General features: G+C 62.6%; 22 protein-coding genes. 9 read left to right on the top strand and 13 right to left on the bottom strand.

The genetic code is table 11. The annotated features are described in order from the left end of the window. Positions 1 to 118: 118 nt before the first annotated feature. The 6 genes from CWB41_RS05565 to CWB41_RS05540 form a co-directional block, all read right to left on the bottom strand. Positions 119 to 610 (bottom strand): protein-tyrosine phosphatase family protein, encoded by a 492-nt coding sequence (locus tag CWB41_RS05565; RefSeq protein WP_115835201.1) that lies wholly within the window; start codon positions 608 to 610, stop codon positions 119 to 121. Continuing rightward, positions 607 to 3,798, bottom strand: coding sequence for a UvrD-helicase domain-containing protein (locus CWB41_RS05560; protein ID WP_115835503.1), 3,192 nt, complete (start codon positions 3,796 to 3,798; stop codon positions 607 to 609). Before CWB41_RS05560 ends, CWB41_RS05565 begins: the two co-directional genes overlap by 4 nt. Further along, a complete protein-coding gene (locus CWB41_RS05555; RefSeq protein WP_115835202.1) occupies positions 3,798 to 6,488 on the bottom strand; it encodes a RecB family exonuclease in 2,691 nt (896 codons plus the stop codon). Before CWB41_RS05555 ends, CWB41_RS05560 begins: the two co-directional genes overlap by 1 nt. Positions 6,489 to 6,724: 236 nt before the next feature. Then, positions 6,725 to 7,096, bottom strand: a complete 372-nt coding sequence (locus tag CWB41_RS16340; protein WP_115835504.1) for a ubiquitination-like system serine protease family protein — start codon at positions 7,094 to 7,096, stop codon at positions 6,725 to 6,727. A gap of 29 nt (positions 7,097 to 7,125) precedes the next feature. Continuing rightward, the gene (locus tag CWB41_RS05545) at positions 7,126 to 8,298 is read right to left on the bottom strand and encodes a ThiF family adenylyltransferase (protein WP_115835203.1); all 1,173 of its coding nucleotides are present in this window, start codon (positions 8,296 to 8,298) and stop codon (positions 7,126 to 7,128) included. Continuing rightward, positions 8,273 to 8,680: a multiubiquitin domain-containing protein gene (locus CWB41_RS05540; protein ID WP_115835204.1), complete on the bottom strand. Its 408-nt coding sequence runs from the start codon at positions 8,678 to 8,680 to the stop codon at positions 8,273 to 8,275. Before CWB41_RS05540 ends, CWB41_RS05545 begins: the two co-directional genes overlap by 26 nt. Before the next feature lie 170 nt (positions 8,681 to 8,850). Between CWB41_RS05540 and CWB41_RS05535 the strand changes: the two genes are divergently transcribed. Genes CWB41_RS05535 through CWB41_RS05525 form a run of 3 tightly spaced genes read left to right on the top strand, consistent with a single transcriptional unit; the run spans position 8,851 to position 11,160 of the window. Continuing rightward, positions 8,851 to 9,198 carry a helix-turn-helix transcriptional regulator gene (locus CWB41_RS05535; RefSeq protein ID WP_115835205.1) on the top strand — a complete coding sequence of 116 codons (348 nt, stop codon included), beginning with the start codon at positions 8,851 to 8,853 and terminating at the stop codon, positions 9,196 to 9,198. After that, complete coding sequence (locus CWB41_RS05530; RefSeq protein WP_115835206.1) at positions 9,195 to 9,722, top strand: ImmA/IrrE family metallo-endopeptidase; 528 nt, start codon at positions 9,195 to 9,197, stop codon at positions 9,720 to 9,722. Before CWB41_RS05535 ends, CWB41_RS05530 begins: the two co-directional genes overlap by 4 nt. A 13-nt stretch (positions 9,723 to 9,735) precedes the next feature. Next, positions 9,736 to 11,160: an exonuclease domain-containing protein gene (locus tag CWB41_RS05525; RefSeq protein ID WP_115835207.1), complete on the top strand. Its 1,425-nt coding sequence runs from the start codon at positions 9,736 to 9,738 to the stop codon at positions 11,158 to 11,160. 120 nt (positions 11,161 to 11,280) lie between these two features. Here the strand turns inward: CWB41_RS05525 and CWB41_RS05520 are convergent, their stop codons facing one another. The 6 genes from CWB41_RS05520 to CWB41_RS05495 all read right to left on the bottom strand — a co-directional run bounded on the left by CWB41_RS05520 (position 11,281) and on the right by CWB41_RS05495 (position 19,014). Beyond that, positions 11,281 to 12,096, bottom strand: a complete 816-nt coding sequence (locus tag CWB41_RS05520; protein ID WP_115835208.1) for a hypothetical protein — start codon at positions 12,094 to 12,096, stop codon at positions 11,281 to 11,283. Positions 12,097 to 12,289: 193 nt separating this feature from the next. Beyond that, a protein-coding gene (locus tag CWB41_RS05515; RefSeq protein ID WP_115835209.1) for an IS3 family transposase occupies positions 12,290 to 13,425 on the bottom strand; the annotation gives its coding sequence in 2 pieces (ribosomal slippage) (positions 12,290 to 13,158 and positions 13,158 to 13,425; 1,137 coding nt in all). A 51-nt stretch (positions 13,426 to 13,476) separates the two neighbouring features. Continuing rightward, positions 13,477 to 15,006, bottom strand: coding sequence for an nSTAND3 domain-containing NTPase (locus tag CWB41_RS05510; protein ID WP_181902936.1), 1,530 nt, complete (start codon positions 15,004 to 15,006; stop codon positions 13,477 to 13,479). Positions 15,007 to 15,028: 22 nt separating this feature from the next. Continuing rightward, on the bottom strand, positions 15,029 to 17,497 hold the full coding sequence (locus CWB41_RS05505; protein WP_115835210.1) for an ATP-binding protein: 2,469 nt from the start codon (positions 17,495 to 17,497) through the stop codon (positions 15,029 to 15,031). Next, positions 17,494 to 17,736 carry a hypothetical protein gene (locus CWB41_RS05500; RefSeq protein WP_129396414.1) on the bottom strand — a complete coding sequence of 81 codons (243 nt, stop codon included), beginning with the start codon at positions 17,734 to 17,736 and terminating at the stop codon, positions 17,494 to 17,496. Before CWB41_RS05500 ends, CWB41_RS05505 begins: the two co-directional genes overlap by 4 nt. A 57-nt stretch (positions 17,737 to 17,793) precedes the next feature. Next, complete coding sequence (locus CWB41_RS05495) at positions 17,794 to 19,014, bottom strand: ATP-binding protein (RefSeq protein WP_115835212.1); 1,221 nt, start codon at positions 19,012 to 19,014, stop codon at positions 17,794 to 17,796. A gap of 523 nt (positions 19,015 to 19,537) precedes the next feature. On the opposite strand from CWB41_RS05495, the gene CWB41_RS05490 reads away from it, so the two are divergent. The 5 genes from CWB41_RS05490 to CWB41_RS05470 all read left to right on the top strand — a co-directional run bounded on the left by CWB41_RS05490 (position 19,538) and on the right by CWB41_RS05470 (position 25,197). Further along, positions 19,538 to 21,589: a ParB/RepB/Spo0J family partition protein gene (locus CWB41_RS05490; RefSeq protein WP_115835213.1), complete on the top strand. Its 2,052-nt coding sequence runs from the start codon at positions 19,538 to 19,540 to the stop codon at positions 21,587 to 21,589. Between the two features lie 111 nt (positions 21,590 to 21,700). Next, positions 21,701 to 22,150 carry a hypothetical protein gene (locus CWB41_RS05485; RefSeq protein WP_245411135.1) on the top strand — a complete coding sequence of 150 codons (450 nt, stop codon included), beginning with the start codon at positions 21,701 to 21,703 and terminating at the stop codon, positions 22,148 to 22,150. Further along, positions 22,147 to 22,581 (top strand): hypothetical protein, encoded by a 435-nt coding sequence (locus tag CWB41_RS05480; RefSeq protein ID WP_115835214.1) that lies wholly within the window; start codon positions 22,147 to 22,149, stop codon positions 22,579 to 22,581. The genes CWB41_RS05485 and CWB41_RS05480 overlap by 4 nt, the downstream gene beginning before the upstream one ends. Before the next feature lie 742 nt (positions 22,582 to 23,323). Then, positions 23,324 to 23,635 (top strand): DUF736 domain-containing protein, encoded by a 312-nt coding sequence (locus CWB41_RS05475; protein ID WP_115835215.1) that lies wholly within the window; start codon positions 23,324 to 23,326, stop codon positions 23,633 to 23,635. A 371-nt stretch (positions 23,636 to 24,006) separates the two neighbouring features. Continuing rightward, complete coding sequence (locus CWB41_RS05470; RefSeq protein ID WP_115835216.1) at positions 24,007 to 25,197, top strand: DUF932 domain-containing protein; 1,191 nt, start codon at positions 24,007 to 24,009, stop codon at positions 25,195 to 25,197. A gap of 183 nt (positions 25,198 to 25,380) precedes the next feature. Here CWB41_RS05470 and CWB41_RS05465 read toward each other — a convergent pair whose 3' ends face one another. Then, entirely contained in the window at positions 25,381 to 25,617 is a 237-nt protein-coding gene (locus tag CWB41_RS05465) for a helix-turn-helix domain-containing protein (protein WP_115835217.1), read from the bottom strand. Positions 25,618 to 25,845: 228 nt separating this feature from the next. Between CWB41_RS05465 and CWB41_RS05460 the strand changes: the two genes are divergently transcribed. Beyond that, the gene (locus CWB41_RS05460; RefSeq protein ID WP_115835218.1) at positions 25,846 to 26,109 is read left to right on the top strand and encodes a DNA -binding domain-containing protein; all 264 of its coding nucleotides are present in this window, start codon (positions 25,846 to 25,848) and stop codon (positions 26,107 to 26,109) included. The last annotated feature ends 139 nt before the right edge of the window (positions 26,110 to 26,248 follow it).

Genomic DNA, 26,248 nt, shown 5'->3' with positions numbered 1-26,248 from the left:
GATGGAGGCGCAGATGTGCCTAGGATCACGCTTGCGGCCACACCCAAAGCCTGACCCTTCAGGGGTGGCTGGAAATCCCGCTCTTCACGGCACCGAGCGAAAATGGTCTGATCGCAGATCAGCCGGCGGGAAGGTACTTATCCCAGTTTAGCATGACATAGTCCGCCATTCCCTTCGCGGGCGCATAAGAAGGGTAAAGCGTCTGAAATGCCCGCACTGCCTGTATGTGCTCCTTCACACCAAGGGCATCAGTATGCTTCAGCAGATACAAAAGCGCGATTGCGGGCGAGCGTGACATACCCTGGTTGCAGTGAATCAGAACCCTTGACGATCCAATATTGTCCCGGACGGCGTTCAGTGCCGCGTTGATAATTTCCGGCGCGATGAAGCTTACCTTGTCAACGTCGACCAGGTTCAAGATCAGGCAGCCTGGACGCGCAGCGAGTAGATATTCCGGATGATTCTTCGGCGCACCGGGCGTGGTGTAGCCGAGAGCATGCCGATGATAGGGCTCCTTGCACGCGTGAATAACGAACCAACCGCTCTGGCCGCGAATGGCGACCTCGTCTGTCTGCGCGCCCACAAATAGATTCTGGTAAACCTCAATCATGTGACAGCATGGCCTCCAGCCGAACTGGGAAAGGTTGGCGGGCGCGCAGGCGCCAGACGCAGTAATGCGCCAACAATGGGCATATGCACAAAGAGGTCAGCACAGCGCTGTCCTGTCGCCGCCTGCACGGCCTCAGCGTAGAGAGCCAGTTGCGGCGCGTATCGGAGCGCCCGCTCGGTCCACAGATCCGGCGCACCGGGAAAACTCTTGTGATCGATGATCGCAAAGCCGCTCGAGGTTTCTGCCAACAGGTCGATCCGTCCGCGGACCAACTGATCGCCTAGCGTGGCAACGACGGGAACCTCACGCGTTAGCTTGGCGCCCGGCCAGCGCCCCGCCAATGCTGCATGGAGTCGATCTGACGCCGCAATCGCGTCGACGGCGGAGAGGCCCAGGATTCCCCAGCGTTCAAGTGTCGCCTGAGCATCAGCCCAGCGGATTTCCACCGACCGAGCCGGGTCGTCGTAAGCGAGGATGGCATGCACGGCCTCGCCGAGACTCGCCATGTCGGTAACGCCATCGATGCGTAGGCGGCCACCGAGACTCATGCTCTCGACAATGGTCCACTCGGCCTCACTCTGGGTCTCGCTAGGGCGTAGGTGCAATGGCCTCGGCACGCTCACGTCGGCGGCGGGCCACCGCACGTGCGTAAGCTGAATCGCCCGTAGGGTCTCCTCCTCGGAGGCCGCAAGCCGACGAACGTCCGCGACAAACGTCTCGGCACCCACGCGGATAAGGTTGTCGCCCTCGGCGGGGAAGTTCACATGCGGCGAACCACCTGGATCATCGAGGACCTTCAGCCAATTCAGCGCGCCTTTCGCCGGTGGGGCCAGCACGAGGTAATCGCGCGCTCGGGTGACACCAACATAGAGCAGGCGCGTGTCCTCTTGCGCGGCTCGGCGCCATGCTTCCTGTCCCGGTTGCGAGGCTGCGGCGTTCACGTCCAAGTCGCAGCCGGATCCGGACAGCCCATAGGGCCAGGGCCAATAACGGATCCACCGGTTCGCCAGGGGACAGCGCCAATCGAGCTCTCCATCGACTTCTGCGGTAGGCTCGAACAGCCGTGCCCTGGGCTCCCACGCCAAACCGGTAAGGACGACCATCGGCCACTCGAGGCCTTTGGCCCCGTGATAGGTCATTATCTGGATCGCATCGGCGGCAAGACTCGGCGGCCGCTGCGGGTCGGCGCCCTTCAGCGCGAGCAACAGGCCCGACGGTGTCGCCGGCGCACCCGAGGCCATACACTCCGCCTCGTAGGCGTGCGCGTAGCCGCGTAGCGCCTCCAAGTCGTCTAGGCGAATGGCATGGTCGCCCCAGCGCTCGATTCGGCCGACCACCTCCGGCAAGACCAAGACCGCGTCCAGGAGTTCGGCCGGCGTCAGGTTCAATATCTGATCGCGAAGGGCCGAGAGCGCTGAGGCGATGGGGACCACGGCCTGCAGCGCATCATCCGACTCCTGAGCGGCCGCCTGCAGCCACGCGTCAGATTCCGGATCGACGGCGAAGAACCGAGCCAATTCCGCAAGCGCTAGGCGATCGGTGCGGTCGGCAATCCAACGATAGGCCGCCAGGGACAATTCCACGTGCGGGGTACGCGCCAAGCCTGTCCTCTCGACAGCCACCGGCAGTCCTTCGCGGCTCAAAGCGGCGGCATAGCGCGCAACATCGGTATTGGTGCGGCAAAGGACGGCGATGTCGCCGACACGTAACGGCCGATGGACCTCCCGGGGTTGTTCGACGCTCCAAGACGCGCCTTCTGCGAGGACGCCGCGCAGTCCCTGTGCCAGTGCGGCCGCCTGCTCGTCGACCTTGCCGATCAACGGCCAGTAGCCCAATGCATGCCGGTCGAACCCGTTATCCGACCGCGCGGCGCGCGAAAAGGCATGGCGCGTCACAGGTAGCCCCATACGTTCGAAGGCCGGCCCAAACGCCGCATTGGCGAGGCGTACGATGTCCGGCCGACTGCGCCACGAGACGGACAACACATCGCTCGTCGCTGAATCGGCCGCGCCGGCGAAGGCTGACTGCGTAAGGTCGGTGTCAGCACCGCGAAAGGCGTAAATCGCCTGTTTGGGGTCGCCGACCCATGTGCTGGCCTCGACAATCTCGGCCAAGGCGGTGAACACCGCGAGTTGGAGCGGGCTCGAGTCCTGAAACTCATCGACGAAGACCCGACTGATCCGTTCACGCAAACGCGCCGACAGCGCAGGATCCTGCAGTACCTGCAGGGCAAGCGCCTCCTGGTCCGTGAAATCCACAAGGCCGCGCTCGGCTTTATGCGTCTGGTAGGCTTGCAACGCCTCCGCCGCGCACAGGAAGATCTCACGAATGAAGCGGGCGCCGTCGGTGCAGAGACGAGGATGCTCGCCATGTCGGCCTGCGGCGGCAGCAACCTGGGCCAGGGCTTCGGCATAGCTGCGACCGTCCTTGGTCGGGGCGCATTTCACCTTGGTCAGAGCGGCCCAGGCTGACCAAGTCAGTCGTTCATCGCGTGAAAGTCGCGCGTGGGCGGCGCGCAGGGCAGGCAGGCCCCCGCTATTGGCCGTGGCACTCGGCGTGGTGGGGACGGCGGCGACCGCGGCGGCCACAGCATCGGCGAGCGCCGCATCGAGCGTTTCGCCGCTTGCCGCCGCCGGCGGGAACAGTGCTAAGAAGCTCTGCTCCGACCGCTGGGCGGACCTCGCCAAGGCTTCCGCGTTGATTCCGTTGGCGCGGGCAAGGGACAGCACCGAACGGACGGTTCGCCGCCAGTCCGGCGGCTCCTTGCCGGGCGGATGAGGGTCGTCGTGCCCGAAGGATTCCGCCAAGTCATTGAGGAGCGGTGCGTGGGCCCCGATCGCAGCATCGGCAGCGATGGCGAACACCAGGGATTCATTGGTGTCGGCGATCACATTCGTCGAAGTAGAGCGTCCGAGCTCCAGGGCGTACTCCGCAACGATTTGGCCACAGACCGCGTTCACGGTGCCGAACCGAGCGCCCAACAACCGCCCAGCTAGGTCGACCCGGCCCTGGCGGAACAATTCAGAACGCGTGCGCTGCACCAGCTCGTCAGCCGCCCTGATGGTGAAGGTGGTGGCAAGAATCTCTTCGGGCGGGCGGACGCCGACGTCCGCCGCGATATCGTCAACGATCCGTGTCGTTTTGCCGGCACCCGCAGCCGCAGTCACCACCTGGATTGTGCCAGACATCAGACCGCCTCCACGCGCACCCGGCACAGGCCGGTCAAGTCACAGAATTTGCAAGGGTCCTTGGAGGTCTCAAAAGCCAAGCCGGCAGGCCGCAAAGCATCCGCTCCGTCGACCCCGGCAGCGACGACAACGCCCTGATCGAGGAGGCCTCGCCATGTTCTCCAGTCGTCGATGACATCGCGAAGGGTGTCAGCCTGATCGCGTACGGTTTCGATGTCCTCGTCGGCCAGAAGAGTGCCCCGCCCGGCAAATAGCCTTCGCTGACGCAGGAGGAAGTATCCGCCTGTGGCCATGGCCGGCCCGTGTGGGTTGGCAATCGCGCCATAGACTGCAAGCTGCACTGCGCGGCCTTCGGCGATCTCATCGCGGTAACGTCGCACCGAGCGTGTCCATTTGAGGTCCACGATCGCGGAGGTGGACCCGCGGCGCACCAACAGATCAAGGCGGCCCTGCAGGGCCAAACCATCGGATGTTCCTTCCCGATCGAGCTCGGCGCCCACCACTTCGAGGCCGCGCTCGTGGAGCATCCGCACAAGCGCTTCTAGCGCGGCCGGCACGCGTTCGCGGGCGGCAGCCAGTTCACCGGCTAATTCGGGCTGCTGCAGAGGCGCGGCCATCCGAGGGAGAAGATCGTCGAACAGCGCGGCGGCGCGCATCCGGACGTCCGTCAGTGGTGGCGGCGGCCCGGGCGGCAGGAGGCGGTTAGCGATCTCATGGGCGAGGTTGCCGAACAGTTGGTCGGCACCCGGGATTTCAGCGAATCGGCCAAGCCGCAGGCGCAGAACATCTTGCGCGAACCAACTCAACTGGCAGTTCAAAAGACGCCCGAGGGCGGTGGCGCTTTCGCGCCGTCCCTCCAGACGGACCAACGCCGCGGCCGGTACGCCCCAACTGGGGCGGCCGAGGGGCGCGTCGATCAGATCCACCGGTTGGCGTGTGAGAACACGTCTCGCCACCTGGCCTCTGGCCTCGCTTAACAGACTTTCCGCCCGCCAGCGCACCCGCTCGTCCGCGGACTCGGTGAGGGGATGGAGCTGATGTGCAAGCGGATGGGCCACAGTTTCGTCAGCGCCCGAGAGGGCGGGCCGTACAAGCAAGACGCGCTCGGTGACCCGCATCAAGGCGTCAGTATAGCCCGCCCCGATTCGGCGCGCGGCGTTGGGCGCAGTCTCCAACTCGACGCCAGCCTTTGCCCAAGCCGCCAGTTCAGATCGACTCCACGGGATTGGCGCTACTTTTTCGCCTGGGCCGACAAAATTCCACCAGACCAGCCGCTGTGCCGGTGCCCAAAGTGCTCCAGGCGCATGTACGGCTCGGAGACCGCCAGCCTCCGCCACATGCTCGGGATTGGCCACCCCTTCGGCCAGGACGTCGCCCAAAATACGCTCGATCAACAGGGCTGGCAGCAAGTCCTGGCGCAGCGTATCGACCGCACGGACGAAACCGGCGGCAGCAGCGGCGACAGCGAGGAATAGGCGGTCGCCGTTGCCGGCATCGGCCGCCATTGCCCAGGCGGCCACACGTCCGGCGATCTGGCGGGCGTCGGCGGCGCTCATGCCCTGAACCCGGTCAAACTCGCCACCGGCCGTCCAATCGCGCCACCGCGCCATCTGGCGGGCGATTTTGCGGTCCGCTTCGGCGGCGTCGGCGTCCGTCTCGCGGGCGAGCAGATACGCCGAGATGTCCTCCCACGCCTGCGTCCAAGCTCGCCCTCCAAGCCCGGGCTCGGCCACGAGCGCGCGTGCCAGTCGCCCGGCCGCAAAGCCACCGATCGGCGGGCGTGGAAGCATCAAGAGGTTCAAGAGTGTCTTCGGGTCGAAAGGTCGCCAAGCGACGGCGAAGGCGAGCGGTAGGACCTGAAGCGCGCCCCGCCAAGCCGATGGGCTGGAAAGGCCAAGCGCTGGAAGTCTGCGCGCCGCCAGCGCGCGGTCCAGAAGGGCCGTGTCTCCATCGGGCGCCAATACGACCGTCCCGGCGAGTTCTTCCTTCGGCCCTGCGGCCAACCAGTCGGCGACCGCCTCCGCCGCCATGAGGGCGGTGTCCGCCTCGACAAGCGTGAACGAGCCGTCGCCGAGCAGAGGCTCGGCCGCCGCGCCGCCCAAGGTCGCCTGGACGCGAGCGAGGTCCGAGCCGGGCGCGGCCGATGGGGTCGCCGGCCATTCCTCGATCGGCACACCGGCGGCTTCGAGGGCATCCACCAAGCGGCGCCAGGGCGGCGCCAAGCGGACGCGCGGCTCGATGAGGGTCAGGCGCTCCAGGCGTAACCCTGGCCGGTTGCCGATCGCCGCCAGCACAGCCGTCAGACGATCGGCGAGGCCCGGCGGCAGAGGCGCGCCGGCCCGCTCCACGGCCGCAAGATCATCCGGCCGCGTCGCACCGGCTGGCGCGCCTGACCAGCCCCCCGCCACAAGCGCGTCGCGCCAGCCAAGCAAGAGGACGGCGGTGGACCAGGCATCCTTGGAAAACGATAGGGACCAGAACTTGCCATCACCCGCGGCACGAAGTTTCGCGAGGTAGGCGGCGATCCGGACCGCCTTGGGCGCCACTGGACCGAGTAAGCCAAACTGGGCTTCCAGCGCCTCCACCAGACTGGCCGGCCCGACGAGCGCGCGGTCTAGCGCCCCATGCTTCGCGCCAGCGTGGTCCGGATAGGTTCGGCCATCGGCTGTGGCGCCGAAGATCAGTTGCATCGTTCACCCTCCCCCGTCAGGATTCATACTCCTCGGCACAGGTTCAATCCACGCGCGCTGCATTGGAGCCTGCTTCCTCGCCTAGTCGCTTCGACGCCTTCCAAAAGGCGCGCCCGATTGTGCAACAGGCTGCTGCACAATCGTTTGTCCCTAGGAAACCTCGTGCCGCGCCGCGCCTAACAGACGCTCGAAGAAGTCATTGCCAGCTACCGCCGCCACGAAGTGCTCCTCCGCCGTCAGTTGCGACCGATGATCTTGAGAATCCGCTTCCAAAGACGATGCCAGAAGCCCCGGTCTCGATCCAACTTGGCGTAGTATGCCACGCGCCGGGCCTCCTCTGCGCGACGGCCTGCGATCACAGCGTCCTCGGACCACGCGCCTGCCCACTCGATCCTCCCGTTGGTGATGACGTAGTGAGACCGGCAAGGCAGCTGCCAATTTCCGATGGACGGCCGCAAGGTTGGTCGCCCTGCCTTTTCGTGAAAGGTCCACTCTGTGGGCCCCAGCGGCACTATGACCTTGTTGCCGCAGCCGCAGGCGCAGAGGTGGCCGGCCACGCCATATTCCTCCGATACGTAGAGCACGCCGGGGGACAAATCCCTCGGCATGAATTCTACGCGCTTCAGGACAAGGGTTTTCACTCGGTACGCTCGGCGAAGATCCGCAGACTCTCGACGCCCATCAGCACATGGTATGCCGCGCTGTCGTCGACGTAAAAGCCCCGAAGCTGTTTGTACCTGATGATGGCGAGGCAGGCGTTCAACGCATTCAGCTCAGAGATCTGAACTGTCGTTCGATACAGGTCTTCGGGATGATCTGCCATTTCAGCCAACTGCATGTCTCGCACTTGCGAAGCCGTCGCCGTCGAATAGTAGGTGGCGCGCAGCGTGCCGGATAGTGCTCCCTGCTTCCGGTCAAGACCCATGCCCACGTCGATAAATGGGATCTTCAACCGGATCAGCAAATCGAAGATCTCTGAACGAGCGGACCCCTTGTCTACGCAGACGAACGCAAACGTCACGTCTACGAGTTCGTTCGCCGACTCCTCTGTGATGTACATTTGATGGACAGTCAGGCCTTCGCGGAAGTTTTCGTAGCGGAGACGGTAGACATCCGCCTTCCCCTTGCCGAGCTCGTCTTCTTGCAGCCGGCCAGGAGAGCGATAGGCGTTGTGGACATAGTAGGCGTCGCCGTCGAACCCCCGGATCTCCTTCACCGGTGTCTTAACAAGGAAGTCGAGCAGATAGGCGCCTGTGCCACCAAGCCCGATCACCGCGACGATGTCGTTCTTAAATACGGCGGCAAGATCGCCGAGCTCCGCCCGGCTCGTGAGAGTGTCATGGAACTTAAATGCCGATCCGGCGGCGACGTCGTGATCAACCCGGAAGGTCAGCGGGGTCACGTCATGCAGTGACATCGCCGGCCCCGAAATCAACTGCACGTAGTGCTCGATCTTGTCGGAGAAGTTCGCGAAACCTCCGGACGGCTTGTTCGAGAACGATCGCTGAACGACAACATCATTCTTCTCGAGGGGGATGCGACGTGGCCCGCCGGCGAGGTTCGGAACGGGCTTGCCGTCCAAGCCATGGGGGACGGATCCTGCAAAATAGACTTGGTGGTCGTCCTGCTGCACCCGAACCTTATCGATGAAGACAAGCTTCGCGACGAAAGCGCCCCATTGCAGCGCTTTCGCGGCGTCAAGGTAGGGGATGTCCCTTACGACCAGGGAGCCTCCGTCGACCCTTAGAGCGTAGCCCTTGTCCAAGAGTCGACGGATGTCTTCGTTATGATTGGCCAGTTCGATTAACACGGAACACCATGCCTTCCTTGACCTTGACGCTGCCACCCGGAGACAGGATGCCTTCGGGCTTCTCGACGGGCCCCTTGGTGTAGGTGACCGAATACGTGATTTCGGGGTGCTGCGGGTAGTCAGGGTAGGCCAAGGTCACAACCTCGGCGTAGGTGATGTGTTCGCGCCGCCGAACCTGATGCGGCGTCCCGTCGACGATGATGGTAACCGTGGGCGGGTGGCGAAGCGCCTCAAGCTCGTGCTCGGCTTCAACAAGGTCCTCAGCCTGCTTCTCAACGGCCTCTTTCGCGATCTCACCTTCGCGCGCCGCGTCTTTTAGCAGCCGCTCGACATCCTCTAGTTCCTTACGTTCAGCGCCGTCCTCGGCGTCATCGTCGATCATCTCCCGATCTCCTGATCAAGGTGGGCCTGGGGCGACGCGGGACCGCCCCGCGGCGTGAGACCTATATCGCCGAGATTCTTGTTGTCGTCAATAGTCACATATAGATGTGCTTGTTAATCACAATTGTGCGCACCATTGACAGTCCCTTCGGCTGAGCGCAAACATATGGAATGATCAGAAACCCGATCAACGTCGCCTTCGGTAGGGCCGTCGCTCAGCGCCGCGAAGAACTAGAGCTGACCCAGGCCGATCTTGCGGGCTTGGTCGGGATATCTCGAGCGTCCGTAGCGAACATCGAAAAGGGGAGGCAGAACGTGCTCTTGCATCATGTCTACGATCTCGCCACGGCTCTGGAGATGCCGAAAGTGGGAGACCTTTTGCCCGCACGGCCGAAAGCGGCGCTCGGCCCGTTGGAGGTAAACGTCACAGATGGTGCTATCTCGTCCCGCGACGTGGCTCAGGTTAGCGACTTGGTCGCGAGCGTTCTCGCCACCCATAGCGCTAAGGGCAGGCGGTGAGACAAGCAGATCCCACCACTGCGCGCGCGGCTGCATTGAAAATTCTCGCCGATTTTCCGGTTCGCGCGGTGCCGGTCCCAGTGGAACGGATAATCAAAGCCCGTAACATTGTGCTGCAATACGCTCCGCTCGCCGAAGAGCTTTCCGGAATGGCCTACATTAAGGATGGAGTAGCCATCATCGGTGTGAACGCGCTGCACCATCCCAATCGCCAGCGGTTCTCCGCCGCCCACGAACTCGCCCACCATGTCCTGCATGTGCCCGAAATCTCCGCTGCGGTTCACGTCGACAAAGGATTCCGTGTCCTGCATCGCGATGAGCTAGCCGCGCAGGGAACAGATCCACTTGAGATCGACGCCAATGCGTTTGCGTCAGAACTGCTCATGCCCCGCCAATTCTTGCTGGAGGCGGTGGGAGATGCGGGGCTCGACCTTGATGACGACGCCGCGATTGAGAGCCTCGCGAAAAAATTCAAGGTGAGTGTGTCCGCCATGCGTAACCGCCTCAGCGGCGGCTGGTTCTGAGGGGCCGCGCGCCATGGGCTATGTCTTCTTCGACACCGAGACGACAGGCCTAGATCCGGCCTTTGATCAGATCGTCCACTTCGCCGCGATCCAAACGGACCATGACCTGAACGAATCGGGCCGGTTCGAAATGCGCGCTCGCCTTCAGCCTCATGTGGTGCCGCATCCAAGCGCACTGCGCGCCAACGGCCTTCCCATCACGCGCTTGAACGACCGCTCAGAGCCCTCCCACTACGAAATGATGTCCCAGATTCGTCGGCAGCTCATTGCTTGGTCGCCTGCAATCTTTGTTGGATATAACTCGATCGGCTTTGACGAGCACATGCTGCGCTACGGCCTTTTTCAATCTCTTTTTCCTGCCTATCTCACGAGCCACCATCAGAACGGGCGCGCCGATGCCTTCGGATTGGTTCAGGCCGCTTGTGCGTTGACGCCTAGCTGCCTGATCGTTCCGCGAAAATCGGACGGTCGGCCCAGCTTCAAACTCGATCAACTGGCCCCCGCCAATGGCGTCGCGCATGCGGGTGCTCATGACGCGATGTCGGACACACTAGCGGTCGTCGATCTTTGCCGGCTGGTGAGGAGATGCTCAAACGAAGCGTGGCAGAGGTTTGTTCGGTTCTCAAATCGGGCGGCGGTCGCCGAATTCGTAGATGGAGAAGATGGTTTCGTCCTCACGGAGTTCTTTGCAGGGGAGCCGATTCACCGGGCCGTCGTCTGCATCGGCCGTAATCCCACCAACTCGAATGGACGGTTCTGCCTCGATCTCTCCATCGCCCCGGAAACGTGGCGCAGCATGACAGACGTCGACATCCGAGCCGAGATCGCGCGCAAGGGAACGCCCGTCCGGCGCATTCGCGTAAACGGCGCTCCGACCCTGACCAGTTTCTATGACGCTACCGATGGTCTGTTAAACGGGGTTGATCCCGCGATCGCTGAAAGGCGAGCGCTACAGTTCAAGAACGATCCTGGTCTCTGCGGCAAGATCATTGCTCTCTATTCGGCATCTTGGGCAGACGTCCCGCCGTCACCCCATGTTGAAAGGCGTCTCTATTCCGACGGGTTTCCCTCGGACGCTGACCAGCAACGCATGTTCGATTTTCACGATGCTAACGGATGGGAGAGGGTGCAGATCGCCGGCCACTTTGAAGACCAACGCCTGCAGGCCTTCGCCCAGCGCCTGATCCATTACGAACATCGCTCGCTGCTCGATTCAGACTCCCAGCGAACGGCAGACGTTCGCCTCGCCCGGCGTCTCATCGAAGACAGCGGTGGACCGCTGACCCTTCCACATGCTCTTGCAGAGACCGAGAGACTGATAGCCGATCCGATCGGAGATCCGCTCGGCCTTTTGATGGATTATCGCGACTACCTAAAGGCGCGAATTGATAAGATCAGCGCCTTCCAAGCCATCCACAGCCAATTGACCATCGTCTAAACCGAACCTGCGCTTGCGTCGGCCGCGATCGATTGCCACAACCTTTACGTCAGCGGACGCTAGGCGCGCTCTCATCTCGGCAAACTCCGCGGCCCGATTGCGTTGACCGACCTCTCCGCTTTATTGATCGACGTCTGAGAAGACCGACCGCTTCCCCTTGTCGGTAGGCAATCGCGCGGCTTGCCTCGGGGCCTGGGGGGCCGACGCCATGTAGGTCCACTCCTTGGAATGGTCCTCCTCTTCTTGTTCCTTAGCTCGTTTGCGCTCCTCGAGATCCGTGATAGCTGCCCTAACGGCATCGCGAGCCTCTTTGATCAGCTCGGCGGTCGACAGATCCGACGACGCCAGGTCCTCCAAAGTGCTGAGAGCATCGTTGATTCGCTCGAAATGGCTTTCTGGATCTTCTGATAGGTCCGCTTCCTCACCGGTAGTTGAAATTTGCTCGTTAGCGTTCGGCAGTAAATCGGTCCTGAGGCGAATGCCGAGCGAGACGAGGTCCATCGGAGGAATGAGCGCTAGAACGTCCTTTCGATCGAAGAAAGAGAGATCGAAATCCTGGAGCGCGCTCGATTCCAGACGCCGAGCGGCGTCCTCACGAAGCTCATCGGAGAGCAACCCGAACTGGTGGGCGCGGGCCAGCGTACGGAGTTTCGGATCACCGCCGGTTCGGTAAAACACCCAAGCTTGACGTTGCAGAATCTCAGGGTCGACCGCCAGAAGGCGTTGGACGACATCGTCACTCGCGCGGTGGGCCAAGAACGAAAAGAGTGTCCAGTTTGATGAGGCGCTGTCCTCGCAGGCCGACAAGCGTTTTACCAGAACCTCGTTCAGGGTCGCAGGGACGACCGGTGCGTCGAGCACAAAATCAGCTCCCTCACAGACGAACCCGTTTAATATCGTGTCGATTGGCGCGCCCCGGAGAAGGGCGGCGATCATATGAGAACGGTCCTTCAGAATGTCAGTGAGAGCTGGCCGGGTTCGTCTGGACAGATTTCTGCTCTTGATAAGTGGGTTCTCTGCCGGTTGGCGTCGCGGTGTGCCGTTGTCGGGTCGTCACGCAGGGAGGGCGTAGCCCGACGGGAGTGACGACCCGACAACGGCGGCAAAATTTTCGGGGCCACCTGTCGGGTCATGCTGCCGCCCGCTGCGGCAGGTGGTTAAAGTAGGTTTGGTCCGGCGTCCGGGCGTCAAGGCTCGAATGCGGGCGCTTGGCGTTGTAGAAGCCCAGGTACCGGCCGAGCGAGGCCCGTGCCTCGCTGACGCTGTCATAGGCCCGCAGATAGACCTCTTCGTACTTCACCGAGCGCCACAGCCGTTCGACAAAGACGTTGTCCCGCCAGGCGCCCTTGCCATCCATGCTGATGGCGATGGCGTTGTCCTGCAGCAGGCCGGTGAAGGCGGCGCTGGTGAATTGGCTGCCCTGGTCCGTGTTGAAGATCTCCGGCTTGCCGTGCTTGGCCAGCGCCTCCTCGACCGCGTCCAGGCAGAAATCGACCTCCATCGTGATCGACAGGCGCCAGGCCAGGACCCGGCGGCTGAACCAGTCGACCACGGCCGCCAGGTAGACGAAGCCGCGCGCCATCGGGATGTAGGTAATATCCATCGCCCAGGCCTGGTTCGGCCGCTCGACCGCTACGTCGCGTAGCAGATACGGGTAGATCTTGTGGCCCGGCGCCGGCTTCGACGTGTTCGGCCGGCGATAGATCGCCTGGATGCCCATCCGCTTCATCAGCGTGGCGACATGCCGGCGGCCGATCCCGACACCCTCGCCACGCAAAAGATCGCGCAGCATCCGGCTGCCCGCGAACGGATAGTCCAGATGCAGCTCGTCCATCCGCCGCATGATCGCCAAGTCGGCCGGCGACACCGGCCGGGGTTGGTAATAGAGCCCGCTCCGGCTGAGCTTCAGGATCTCGGCCTGCCGCACGAGCGGCAACTCATGCTCTCGCTCGATCATCGCTTTGCGCTCAGCAAGCCGGCCTTGGCGAGCGCGCCGGACAAAAAATCATTCTCCAGCGCCAGCTCCCCGATCTTGGCGTGCAGCGTCGTCAGATCCACTGCCGCGGCCGCCGCCGGGATGGCCGAGCCGCCGCTGAAAACCCCAGCCGCCCCGTCCAGCAGCTGCGCCTTCCAGCTCGTGATCTGGTTCACATGCACATCGAAGTGCTGCGCCAGATCGGCCAGCGTCTTGTCACCCTTCAACGCGGCCAAAGCCACCTTCGCCTTGAAAGCCGGTGTGTGGTTCCGGCGGGCTCGCTTCGCCATCTTCTCTCCTGATCCGCAGCAAAGATCGCCGCATTCAGGCAGAAAATCCACTTATCCTACCGTCCAGATTTCCTGGGCCGGCTCTGTGAGCGCGTCGGCAATTGTCGGATGGGCAAACCCCCACACGTCTTTGCCACTCACTCGCGCTACCCGGAGGAATGACCCCTTCAGCTCGGACATGCGCTCATGAATGCGCGGGAGCGATTCGCCAACCAACTCCGCGACAGCTCTACAAGCTTCGTCGTCACCCTGGTCGCTGCTCAGCGCCCCCTGATGGACGTAGACAAGGATCAGTGCCGCCCGGAGTGGTTCGTCGAGCGCATTGATTGTGTCGATCAGATGCTCGCGGGGCTCCTTCATGAAGCGGATCAACTCGCGCTCCGAAGTGCCGAGCCCCTTCGTGAACGCAGGATCGCCGAGACGTTCGGCGATGCCGGGCAGAAATCCCTCCACCTTCGCAACGGCGTCTAGAAAGTCACGCACCGATCTCTTCCAGCTCTGCGTCTGCGCTCCGTACGTGATGTGGTTATAGAGAATTTGTGTCTTCTCCTCGGAGGAGAGCTCACCGACATCAACGACCGCGCGACCATCCAGAAAGGCCGGATGGTTTCGTTGACCCAGGCCGCGTTTGGCAGCCTCATAAATATGCCGACGCGAAGTCAACACGAAGCGATTCCCATGCCCGATGGCCGCTTGCACCTTTCGGAATGCTGAGGTCCAGTCTCGCACATACTCGTCACGCACTGCATTTGAGCCGAAGGCGTCATCGACCCAAAAGAAGCGCTTGCGGTCCGCCGGATTCCAGTTCGCTTCGAAGTCACGTGGGCTGGTGAGGTGTAGGACGGTATGGTCGGCGTCTTCGCTCGCGATCGTAGAAAGGATTGCCCCGATCGTTGATTTGCCAGTCGACGGATTGCCGAGCAGGAGGACGATCCCGTATTCCGTCAACGCGCGAACGGCTTTTCTGTGCGCTGATGTTGGGACATAGAGCTTCAGTTTCTGAATCCAGTGGTCGAGCAAGGCTCTGGTCTGCTGAATCAGCCGCTGATCAAGGATCGCGCCGAGATCGCCAAGGCCGTAGACCTGCGGGACAAGTGCGCGGAGGCGAGCACTTGCTCGGATTGCTCGCACAAGGTACTCGCGGCCGAGTACATGCGGCTTTCGAACCCCCAGCGCCCGTAATTTCGTGCGGATTTCAACAGCAACAGCGGCATCGACGCCCATGCTGGTTATCAAGAAGTAGGTATCAGCTTGGTTGGCGGCAACCAACTCGGCGACCGTGTCGAATTCGCCATTGAGATCTCCCGCCTTAAGCCGCCTGCGCGGATCAGCGGAGTGCTTGCACTGCACTGTCGCATCGACCGCCCCATTCGGCCCCTCCACGATGAAGACTGCATCCTGACCACCGTCCTGAGCCTCCCGATAAATCTGCACCGGCCTTCTCAGCACCTCCTCGCAAACCTGCGAGCAGAGATCCTGGAAGGCTTTCCAGCCGATAGTTTCCAGAGCAAGACTCGACCACGGCCCCTCGGCGCGCGCGCCAGAAACATCGCTCTCCCGGCCTCCGTCCCTCACGCCCATTTACCCTCTCCTGACCGCAATGCTATGTCCTCTGGCCCAGGGATTTGTAGTAGCGAGGTGGGCTGCCAGGGGGATCGGAGAATCGAAAGCAATCGGCATAAGCATCGATCGCGCTCATGACACCCAGGAGTGCTCCAGCACTGAAGCTATGGGCAGAGCCGGTTCCCCAATGAGCAAGGTAATTGCCGGTAATGGTCGCGACGTGTGTAGACAGAGAGGCTTGCTGGGCAGCGTCCAAGACTATCGTGCCGGCCTTCCTGTTGAGTTCGACGGCAGCGTCAATGGCGTCGAGATAACCTTGGGCGAGCTGCTTGTTCTCATTAAACGCCAAATCAAGTGGGACAGGAATCCGGCACCTTTGCGCGACTTCTTCAAGCCTAAACTCGAGATATTGCCGGATGTAAGGAGCGGCATCGTCGACCCGACCAGCATTGAGGAAGTCCCGCGTTCTGTCCCCTACCTTATCGACGGCATTGTTCTGCGGGAGCACTGCCGTTCGTGCTGTTCCCTGCAACCTCTGATGCCACCAGCCTCCGGAGGTTACATTCTTGTTGAACAGCTTTTCGAGGAGCGTGTCGTGGCTCAGAAGGATCACCTGCGGGCCGGTGGGAACGACTGGCCTCGCAAACTGCGTCCGAATGACCTCAACCAGATGGTATTGATGGCCGGCGTCGAAGCTGGAAGTGATGTCGTCGAGAACAAGAAATTTCGGAGCCCCACCGTAAAGCTTCGCGGCTGCTAGATAAACGGATGCCGAGAAGGCGTTGCGAAAACTTTCGGAGAGGAGAGCCTGCGCTGAACCGCCGTTCAACGAAAAGAACTTCGATAGCGATATAGACAGCTCTTCGGTGCCCGCCCGCTTCTTGAGGGCCGGAACAACGGGCTCGTGCATGATCGCGGCGAAGAGGGTCTGGCAGAGAGGCTCGACGGCCGCGAGTCTCCGCACGCCTGCGTCCGATTCTGCCGTTGAGAACAAAGTGCAGGCTTTGTCCAGGAAGCCCTTGAGCCGCGCTGTCCGTTCGGCCCACGTGGTCTCTAGCCCCAATTCAGCTTCGGCTTCTTCCAATTGAACCCAACTGCGCTGGAGGCGACGCGCCGCTTCAACCGTTTCTGTTACTGCCACCAGCGAAGGGGGCAAGCTTGCCGACAGCGCCTCGTGTTCATTGGCCAGGGCATCTTGCGCCTCCTTTGCCCGAACCCGAATGATCGACAGGCGCTCGGCAAGCGCATCGACTTCAGTTTCGGTCAGACTGCGTTCGCTTATCGTTGCATCTACAGCCTTAAACCGGTTTGTCTCACCTTCGGCGAGAACCTTCTGTTCGAGGTTGGCCAGAGCAGGCCAGCCATCGCCGGCCCATGCGATAGAGAGCTCCTCGGCCGCCGCCTCAACGGCGGTGTAGTGGTCCAGTTTCTCTCGGAGGGCCGCGAGAATAGATGTATCACCATGATTGTCACAGGCGGGGCACAGGTTCTTGTTGTTCCAGGCATCGTCGCCAGTGATCTTCTCTCCAAGCTCGTAAAGCTGGCGAAGGAGGTCCCCCTTAGTGCCGGCAAGAGCCAGATCTCTTTTGCGCGCGAGCTGCTTGAGACGATCAACAGCTCCCGAGTCGGGTTGATCGCTGACGAGTAAATTCCAGGCCCCCTCTTGCTGAATGATCTGCGCGAGTTTCTGTCGGTCGGGGCCGGCTTCCGCGTCCTTGATAGCGGTCGTGCATGCGTCTACGTCAATTTCCTTGAACAGCTTTCCTTTGCAATGGTCCGCAAGCAACGCGATCTGGGCCAGGGAGCTGTGCGCTCTGTCATGAGCCGCCTTCGTGGAAGCGACGTCGGCGATCGGCTCTTTCACCAAGGCCAGATAATCCGCGGTCACGGCCTGTCTGTGTTGCGCGACGCGTCGCTCGGCGCCTGAGCGTGCGGTCTTGTGACCTGCGTCCCCAAAATGGTTGTTGAACGCACGGGTGTTTGAGATCGACTGCAGCCCCTGCCGCAACGCTGAATATGAGGCAAGACCGAGAAGACCCGCGAAGCTACGCCCACGATCCAAGGGGGCGCGGGATATGAAATTTTGAAATGTCTCTGCATCAAGCAGCACGAACTCACGATTAAGTTCGGCGAGCGCCGCTTCTGCATCTGCCCCATCAGAGCAGGAACTGGTTCGTGACCCATCCGCAGCGCGTGCGACTGTTATGGTCCGACTATTTCCACCGAGGTCAGGTACGAGGGTCAGCTTGATCGTGCCGATCCCACCGGAGTGAAATTTATTGAGATAGTAACTGCTGCCAGCTTCAGCCGCTGGAAGGTCTTCCAGCTTAGGAACACGGCCCGTCAACGCATACGTGAGTGCGTCGAATATGGAACTCTTGCCTACCCCGTTGGGAGCGGAGATAGAGTTGACCTTGTCAGTCTTAAATTTGAGGACTAACGGCGCGTTTTCATTGTTGATGCCCCGAAATCCTTCGATTTCGATCTCTTGGAGAAGCCAGCCGGTCATTGAGACGGTTCCTCCCTTTGGTCAGAGTCAGGTTTGACTTCAACGTCGAGAACAGCTCTCAACTTGGTAAGCATGGCGCTCTTGTCGCCGTTAGGCTCCTTCATTAGGGACGGCAGGAGGCCCGCCAGCAGCGGACCCAGCTCAGGATCGATCTCTTTGAGCTTTTCTTTGTAGGCTTCGACATTTTCCAAGACTGATTTATCGTCAGAAATGTCGTAACTGATTACAGGCTTGGCCAATTTCGCTCCCCCACTATTTCGTCTATCGTAACTCAGTCGGCAAATCGGATCATCGCCTCAACCCCATAGACACGATAGCGGTGCTGCTGCCAGCTTGTCGCCGAAGGGCACGACATCCGTGCTGTCATAGAGCACCACGCCATAGGCGAATCGCTCCTTGCACGCTTCGGCCAATGTGCGCAGCCCAGCGAAGTCGCCGGATTTCACCGTTGCGGCCGCCTTCACCTCGATGCCGACAATCATGCCGTCGTCGCGCTCCAGCACGAGATCTACCTCATGCATCTGCTGGTCCCGGAAATGATACGGCGTCAGCCGCAGATCTGAGCCGGTCATGAGCTTCAGGACCTCGGAAAACACGAAACTCTCGAGCAAAGCGCCGAACTCGCTGCGGTCGGCCTTCACCCGCTCGAAGCTCAATCCGCGCGTGGTGGCGAGCAGCCCGGAATCGAGGAAATGCAGTTTCGGCGTCTTGGCGATCCGCTTGAGAGCGTTCGTGTACCAGGGCTGCAATGTCGCAACGAGGAACACCTGTTCGAGCAGCGCGACGTAGCGCTGCCCGGTCTTGTGGCTGACATTGATGCTGCCGCCGAACTGCGAGTAGTTGACCAATTGCCCCGAATGCTCCGCCAGGAGGCGGACGAATTTCGGCAGCTCCGTCAGCTTCTCGATGTCAGCGATATCTCGCAGGTCGCGGGTGAGAACTGAGGTCAGATAGGACCGCATCCAATCCTGGCGCCGCCGCTCGCTCTCGCGGCTGATCGCTTCAGGAAAGCCGCCGACAAGCACGAGCTTGACGAGATCGTCGCCGACAATCGCTGCCTGGTCGCCCTGCAGCTTGCCGTCGAACAAGCGTTCCAGGAATCGCGGCGTCTTGCCTGTCACCTCGGCGCGGGCCAGCGGCAGCATGTGGATGGTTTCCATCCGCCCGGCCAGGCTGTCGGCGACGCGCGGCAGCGTGAGGATGTTCGCGGAGCCGGTCAGCAGGAAGCGGCCAGGGCGATAGTCCTCGTCCACGGTTTTCTTGATCGCCAGCAGCAGGTCGGGTGCCCGCTGAATCTCATCGATGATCGCCTGGTCCAATCCTCGAATGAATCCCACCGGATCAGACTGTGCGGCGTCGAGCGTCGTCTGATCGTCGAGGGTGATATATGTCCGCCCGGCGTCGCCCATCTTCCGCACAAGCGTCGTCTTGCCGGCGCGGCGCGGGCCGACGATCAGCACCACCGGGGTGTCTAAAAGGGCTTCCTCCGCCCGCCGTTCCACAAATCGCTCATACATGCCGATTCCAAGGTCCAGTAAATTGGAACTATGAGCCATGACAATTGGAAGTCAAGGATGTGATCGTTGGAACCGGAGTCACTGCGATTTCGAAGTGAGCCTGTTGGGGGAAAGCTTTCCCCCTGACCGGCGCCGCGGTCGCCGGCACACCCCTTCTGGAAGGACACCCCGCAACGCCCCGACGCGCACGGGGATCAGGGACACGCTGTCACCGCCACCAGAGCTTACATCCCTGATCGCACCATCGTCCGGCTCCCGCTGGCGCTCACGCCGGGCCGGTTTCGCTAAGGGCTCCGCCCTCGCGCGGGCAAGGGTGAAGCTCCGGCAAGCCGGCGCCGTCCAGGGCGGTCTCCCCAGCCTTCCGCGCGGATACGACTTTCGGCACTTCTGTAACTGCGGAAATCCGCTTGTGCAGGCCGGGTGATCCCCCTCCGCCCCGGCCGCCCTTGCCCTTGCTACCCCGGTCTCGCCGACGGGCAGGGTTGCAGCGCGCGCTGCAACCCAAACCCATAGGAGAAAGACCATGACTGACACTGTGAACATTGAAACCGTCACCGTGAGCGGGACGGAAATCTTCGTGCCGCTCAACAAGCTGAAGAAGTCGCCCCGGAACGCCCGGAAGACCCCGCACAGCGAAGCGCATATCGAGGCTCTGGCGGCGAGCATCGCCGTGAAGGGGATGCTGCAAAACCTTGTGGTCGAGCCGGAACAGGACGCGGACGGCGGGCCGACCGGCAGCTATCTCGTCACGATTGGCGAAGGCCGCAGGCTGGCGCAATTGCTGCGCGCCAAGCGCAAGCAGATCAAGAAGACCGAGCCGATCCGTTGCGTTCTCGACACCGAGAACGACCCGCAGGAGATCAGCCTGGACGAGAACGTCACGCGCGAGGCCATGCACCCCGCCGATCAGTTCGAGCGCTTCCGGGAGCTTTCCGAACGGAAGGGCTGGGGCGCGGAGGAAATTGCCGCCCGCTTCGGCGTGACGCCGCATGTGGTGCGGCAGCGCCTGCGCCTCGGCGCGGTATCGCCCCGCTTGATGCAGGTCTATCGCGACGGCGGGTTGAGCCTCGACCAGTTGATGGCCTTCGCCATCGTGGAGGATCACGACCGGCAGCAGCAGGTTTACGACAACCTGTCCTATAACCGCGATCCCTCGCTGATCCGCCGCGACCTGACCCGCATGAACATCGCGGCGACGGATCGGCGTGCCGTCTTCGTCGGCCCGGATGCCTACACGGCGGCGGGCGGGACCATCCTGCGCGACCTGTTCACCGAGGATCGCGGCGGTTTCTTCGAGGACGTGGCCTTGCTGGACCGGCTCGTCATCGAGAAGCTGGAAGGCATCGCCGCCGAGGTGCAGGCGGAGGGCTGGAAGTGGACCAGCGTTCACATCGACTATCCGCATGCCCATGGCATGAGCCGCTACTATCCGGAGATGGTGGAGCTTTCGACGGAGGACGAGGCCGTCCGCGAGGCCGCGCAGATGGAATACGACTCCATCAGCGAGGAATATGACGGCGCAGACGAGTTGCCGGATGATGTAGACGAACGGTTTGCGGAGTTGGAAGCCGAGATCGAGCGTATCGACGCCAAGCGCCATGCCTACGATCCCGACAACATCGCGCGCGGCGGCGTGTTCGTCGTGTTGAACCATGACGGGACGGCCCGGATCGAGCGGGGTTTCGTCCGAGCGGAGGACGAGGCGCCCGAGCCGGAACCGGAGGCCGAGCCGGAAAGTGAAGGCTACGCCGTCACCGAGGATGGCGAGATCGTCGAGAACGGCGACGACGAGGACGGGACGGCCTCGGAGGCTGAGGACGAGGACGCGGAGGACGACGGCAAGCCGCTGTCGGACCTTCTCGTCCGCGACCTCACCGCCCATCGCACCCTCGGCCTACGCCTCGCCTTGGGTGAACAGCCGGACATCGCCCTGATCGCCGTCATCCATGCGCTGGCCGCGCAGACCTTCTACCGGGCGTCGGAAGCGCATTGCCTCGATATCCGTCCGGCGAGCGCCTACCTCGCCGGCCACGCGGACGGGATCGAAGACACGGCGGCGGGCAAGGCGCTGGCGGATCGTCATGCCGCCTGGGCGGCGGACCTGCCGCGTGACGTGGCGGACCTGTGGGGCTTCATCGCCGGGCTGGATCAGGCAAGCGTCATGGCGCTGTTGGCGCATTGCGCCTCCCTGACCATCAATGCGGTGAAGCAGCCTTGGGAGCGCAAGCCCCGCGCCCATGAGACGGCTGACAGGCTGGCGACGGCGCTGGCCCTCGACATGACGGCGCATTGGACGCCCACGGTGCGGACCTATCTCGGCCGCGTCACCAAGGCGCACATCGCCGCCGCCGTGCGCGAGGCGGTCAGTGATGAAGCCGCTGACCGGATCGCGGGGATGAAGAAGCAGCCAATGGCCGAGGCCGCCGAGCAGTTGCTCGCCGGGACCGGCTGGCTGCCCTCGCTCATGCGGACGCCGGAACCCGCGTGGCTGGCGGCGGAGCAGCCGGAGCCTTCCAAGGCAGAGAATGTCTCGCAGAGACAAGACGGTGACGGCTATCCCATCGCCGCCGAGTGAAGGGCGAGCCGGGGCCGCACAGGCGGTCCCGGCTTTCCTTCCCGGCAGATGGAAATCCGGCCGCGCGGCTTGGGCCGCGCGGCCGGATGACCTCGACAGCAGGACATCACCATGCCGACTCATACGAAAGGGTGCGCTACGCTGACGCGCCTGGAGAGGGCGCGCGCCGAGACCGCCCGCCATCTCAACATCATCGAACACCAGATCGCGGCCCGCGCCGAGCGGATGGTCATCACCTTCCGCACCAAGGCCCGGCAGTTCGGACGCGGTAAGAGCACCTGGACACCGCCGGATGAGCACCTCTATCGCGAGAATCTCGCCATCTTGCGCTTCGAGCGGCGGGCCGAAATCGACGCATTGGCCCGGAAACTCGCCCGGCAGAGCGCCGCCATGGAGGCGTTTCGGTTGCGGCCGCACCCCGATCCAGGGGCGATGTCACAGGGCAACGCCACCTTTCCAGTCGACAGAGGCATCCGTTGGAGAGAGAATCTTGCCGTTCAATCCCAAGCAAGTCCGACCCGGCGAAAGGCGGTCGGCGGCAGTAAAGGAGGCGGATTATGATCATTGCGATCATCGCGTGTGTGGTGCTGATCGGCATGCTTTGCATGCTGGCCTTCAATCTCGCCACCTACGCCGTACCGTTCATGGCCGGACTTGCGGCCGCCCGGTTCGCCTATCACACCGGCTCCGGGCTGATCGGCGCGGGCCTTGTCGGCTTCTTTGCCGGACTCGCCGTGTTCGGGGTGTTGGTGTTCCTGTTCGCGGCCCTGCGCCCGCCGATCCTGCGCATCGCCATCGCGCTGATCTTCGCCGCACCTGCCGCCGTCGCGGGCTATCAACTCGTGTGGGGCATCGCCCACGAATACGTCCCCTCGGCCATCTGGCAGCAACTCTTCTGCATCATGGGCGGTGTGTTCGTGGGCGTCTCGGCGCTCTTGCGATTGATGGCTGCCGGCGATCCGCTTGCGGACCAGAGGCTGAGCCGACCCTGACATAGAGCAGGTCGCGGTTGGGCGTTGCCCTTCGGGCCGCGCTCTTGGCTGCGCCGGAACCATGTAGGCGTGTTTCCGCCATTCGGCTTCGATCGCTAACGCACGGGTAGCGGCCGGGTTCTCTCGCATGACGAAGCCCCACTCGGATGATCGAGCCTTTGGGGTGTTTGGCCTCAATCGCCGTTGCGACAGGACTCATGAGATCGGAGCACGCCATCCTCGGCCTCGACCAGGCTGATGTAGAGCGCCGCGCAGCGGACCGGCAGCAAGACGGGACGAGATCGTGGCCGCAACTCGCGGACATCTTCTGCCGCATCACCGCACTCGATGGCGCCGCGAAAGCATCATGCCACGACCGCGCTCTCATTCGCTCAAGCATACGGGGTCTGCTCTTGTCGTTAAAGGCCAGGGTCTCAAACCAGCTCGGTTCCGCCTGCCGGTCTTGGAGGCAACCGATGTTGTTGCCTGTCGTGTTTCGGAGATTTCCATGCGCGCCGCCCATCTGCGGCCTCGAATGGATTGGGTCTGACCGAAGACCGGCTGCGCCTCGCTCGTCTTCCCGCAACTGCCGTCGCCAACTTTTTTCCGCCGCCTGCGGCTTTGCATCGCGAAGCAAAAAAGCCGTCGCCGGCCGCCTTTCACTGACGTTCCAGCCCTGCCGGGTGCGGGCCGATCGTCCCCGGTCGGCCGACCCCCATCGAGGCCGCGATGGGCGCGGTCCGAATGGAAAAGGAACACGACAATGGCAACCATCGGCAGCTTCACCAAGACCGACAATGGCTTCGCAGGATCGGTCAAGACCCTGACCCTTAACGTCAAGGCCAAGTTCGCCCCCGCCGAAGGCGAAAACGAGCGCGGCCCCGACTACCGCATCTTCGCCGGCGCCACCGAGTTCGGCGCGGCCTGGAAGAAGACCGCCCGCGAGACGCAGCGCGAATACCTCTCCGTCAAGCTGGACGATCCGAGCTTCCCGGCGCCGATCTACGCCAGCCTGGTCGAGGCCGAGGACGGCGAAGGCCACAATCTCATCTGGTCCCGCCGCAACGGCGACTGAGGCCGAATACCTCAAGGAGCCCCGCTCACCCGAGCGGGGCTTCGTCATGTTCAGAACCCCACCGCCTCTCAGTGAATACGGAAATCAGGATGTCAGGTTTTGCGCCGTCCCGGCTTTGCACATCCTGATCGGCTCTTGATCCCGGCTCCCGCCGGCCCGGATTTCCTAGGGGCTCCGCCCCCGCGCGGCGCAAGGGATCGCTCACGCTCGGCCGGGACGGTCTCCCCAGCCTTCCGCGGCTTCGCCTTGTGCAGGCCGGGCGATCCCCCTCCGTCCCGGCCGCCCTTGCACCTTGCTACCCCGGTCTCGCCGACGGGCAGGGTTGCAGCGCAGCGCTGCGCTTCAACCCAAGCCCACTAGGAGTAAAGACCATGAACACCTTGACCCTAAACCAGCAGCCTGTTTCCTCCGGCTTTCGCGTGGACGTATCGCGCGGCGAGCGGATCGGCCGCGTTTCCTCGGAATGGTTTTCCCGGCCCGATGACGAGCGCTATCTGAACCTCACCGAGCTTTACGACACGGTACGCCGCCGCGCCGAGCGCGCGCATGCCCGTACCGTGGAGAGCCGCGCCGTGCGAGTGGAGGCGAGCCGGGACGATGCGGAACGCTTGTCGCTGATCGTGCCGGGCCGTGACGAGCCGGTCTCCCCGACGCATTGGAGTTTCGGGCAGTTGTGCAGCCTTGTGAGCGCGCCCGCGTCCTACATGCGCCAGCTTCCGGCACCGCTGGCCGGGATCAACCTGCAGCATGGTTTGCTGTCGCATCGCGCCGAATTGGTGAAGACGCTTGAGGCAGACGATGGGCGGATAGAGCTACGCGCCGTGACCGGCCCGGATTATGGCCGCATCTGGGATCATGAGCTTGTCGCCGCCGTGATGAAGATCGCGGGCAATGGCACGGGCGATACCCGCTGGAAAGTACCGGGTGTGCTGGATTGGGCGACCATGATGCACAATCCGTTCGTCGACGTGACGAAGGACACGACGACTCTGTACGCCAGCGACCGCGATGTGTTCCTGTTTCTGGTCGACGACACCCATCCTATCGAGGCGGGCCGCCTGCCGAATGGCGAGCCGGACCTCTATTTCCGGGGCTTCTATGCGTGGAATAGCGAAGTCGGATCGAAGACCTTGGGCATCGCCTCTTTCTATCTCCGCGCGGTTTGCCAGAACCGCAACCTGTGGGGCGTCGAGGGTTTCGAGGAAATCAGCATCCGACATAGCAAATTCGCCGCGCAGCGTTTTGCTCATGAGGCCGCGCCCGCGCTGACCAGCTTCGCCAACTCCTCCCCCGCGCCGTTCGTCGCCGGGATCAAGGCGGCGCGGGAGCGTGTCGTCGCCCGCACCGACGAGGACCGGGAAAGCTTCTTGCGCAAGCGGGGGTTTTCCAAGCCGGAAACGACCAAGATCATCGAAACCGTGCTGGACGAGGAAGGCCGCAAGCCGGAAAGCATCTTCGATTTCGTGCAGGGCATCACCGCGCTCGCTCGCAGCAAGACCAATCAGGACACCCGCCTAGACCTTGAAGGCAAGGCGAAGAAGCTGTTGGACCGCGCCGCCTGAATTCGGCAGAGCCGTGCAGCCGTAAACCCGGTTGCACGGCTTTACGCCTTTCAGCTTCCCCGCATCATCAAATTTTCCGCCGATCCGCAAACCCGGATCGGCGGGTACGGCCGCGCCCGTGCCACGGCCGCCGCTCGCCGGGCTGCGCCCGGCTCGCGAATGCACGTCGCTCACGCTTTGTACTTATGGCGACTCGGTCGGCGCCTTCGGCGCCGACCGCTGGATCAGTTCAGCCGCTTCAACATGGAGCGCCTGCGCGATCCGTCCCAGCACCGTCACGCTGGCGGACACGTCAGCACGTTCGATCGCGCCGACATACCGGGCGCTCAATCCAGCACTCTCTGCCAGCTCTTCCTGCGTCATTTGTTTCGCATGACGTAACCGACGCAGATTGATCGCCATGACCTCCTTGAGATCCATGGCGACAAGGGAGCCGAATTAGGAACTATCGTTCCAGGAACGATAGTTCCGATTCGTCAGGAGCCGTGCTAATCTCGACCGAGCCGAACGCCGCTCTTGTCGGCATTGGTGATGCACGCGATGCCTCATACGCATCAGTATAGTGCCTCGAATCGGCACATCACTTGCGTAGTGTTGTGATTATTTTGTGGTAAAGTTTTGCTGATTGGACCTTGGGGGAGGCCCGACATGGCGACGCTATCCTTCGACGACCACCCACCCCAGACAGAGCGCGTGAACGCTTACGACGAACGGCACTTCGTGACCTATCTCCGGCTCCTTGACGCCAATGAGGAAGGCGCGGACTGGCGCGAAGCAGTCCTGATCATCTTCGGCCTCGACCCGGCACGCGAACCGGATCGGGCCAAAAGGGTCCACGACAGCCACTTGGCGCGCGCCCGCTGGATGACGGAGTGCGGTTACAGGCATCTTCTTGAACCGCGAATGCAATAGCCGCCGACAATCCGAGTTGCTGTCGGCAACTTTAAGTATGTTACGCAACCGGCAGTCGCGCGCGATGCAACCTTCGGGTCTAGTTTCAGCTCGCAGTTTCAAGATCGTGGGTGTTTCCCCTCGCCGAACGAGGGGCCAG

Source organism: Methylovirgula ligni (genome assembly GCF_004135935.1).
Classification (GTDB): domain Bacteria; phylum Pseudomonadota; class Alphaproteobacteria; order Rhizobiales; family Beijerinckiaceae; genus Methylovirgula; species Methylovirgula ligni.
Note: the sequence above shows the minus strand (reverse complement) of the source record. Positions and strands in the feature narration are given on the sequence as shown.

Coding starts and splice junctions, on each gene's coding strand:
- CWB41_RS05555 (WP_115835202.1), bottom strand. CDS start 6,488: ATGCAACTGATCTTCGGCGCCACAGCCGATGGCCGAACCTATCCGGAC.
- CWB41_RS05465 (WP_115835217.1), bottom strand. CDS start 25,617: ATGGATCTCAAGGAGGTCATGGCGATCAATCTGCGTCGGTTACGTCAT.
- CWB41_RS05525 (WP_115835207.1), top strand. CDS start 9,736: ATGGGCTATGTCTTCTTCGACACCGAGACGACAGGCCTAGATCCGGCC.
- CWB41_RS05560 (WP_115835503.1), bottom strand. CDS start 3,798: ATGTCTGGCACAATCCAGGTGGTGACTGCGGCTGCGGGTGCCGGCAAA.
- CWB41_RS05520 (WP_115835208.1), bottom strand. CDS start 12,096: ATGATCGCCGCCCTTCTCCGGGGCGCGCCAATCGACACGATATTAAAC.
- CWB41_RS05460 (WP_115835218.1), top strand. CDS start 25,846: ATGGCGACGCTATCCTTCGACGACCACCCACCCCAGACAGAGCGCGTG.
- CWB41_RS16340 (WP_115835504.1), bottom strand. CDS start 7,096: ATGCCGAGGGATTTGTCCCCCGGCGTGCTCTACGTATCGGAGGAATAT.
- CWB41_RS05510 (WP_181902936.1), bottom strand. CDS start 15,006: ATGGGCGTGAGGGACGGAGGCCGGGAGAGCGATGTTTCTGGCGCGCGC.
- CWB41_RS05505 (WP_115835210.1), bottom strand. CDS start 17,497: ATGACCGGCTGGCTTCTCCAAGAGATCGAAATCGAAGGATTTCGGGGC.
- CWB41_RS05485 (WP_245411135.1), top strand. CDS start 21,701: ATGCCGACTCATACGAAAGGGTGCGCTACGCTGACGCGCCTGGAGAGG.
- CWB41_RS05565 (WP_115835201.1), bottom strand. CDS start 610: ATGATTGAGGTTTACCAGAATCTATTTGTGGGCGCGCAGACAGACGAG.
- CWB41_RS05540 (WP_115835204.1), bottom strand. CDS start 8,680: ATGATCGACGATGACGCCGAGGACGGCGCTGAACGTAAGGAACTAGAG.
- CWB41_RS05495 (WP_115835212.1), bottom strand. CDS start 19,014: ATGTATGAGCGATTTGTGGAACGGCGGGCGGAGGAAGCCCTTTTAGAC.
- CWB41_RS05480 (WP_115835214.1), top strand. CDS start 22,147: ATGATCATTGCGATCATCGCGTGTGTGGTGCTGATCGGCATGCTTTGC.
- CWB41_RS05535 (WP_115835205.1), top strand. CDS start 8,851: ATGATCAGAAACCCGATCAACGTCGCCTTCGGTAGGGCCGTCGCTCAG.
- CWB41_RS05490 (WP_115835213.1), top strand. CDS start 19,538: ATGACTGACACTGTGAACATTGAAACCGTCACCGTGAGCGGGACGGAA.
- CWB41_RS05475 (WP_115835215.1), top strand. CDS start 23,324: ATGGCAACCATCGGCAGCTTCACCAAGACCGACAATGGCTTCGCAGGA.
- CWB41_RS05470 (WP_115835216.1), top strand. CDS start 24,007: ATGAACACCTTGACCCTAAACCAGCAGCCTGTTTCCTCCGGCTTTCGC.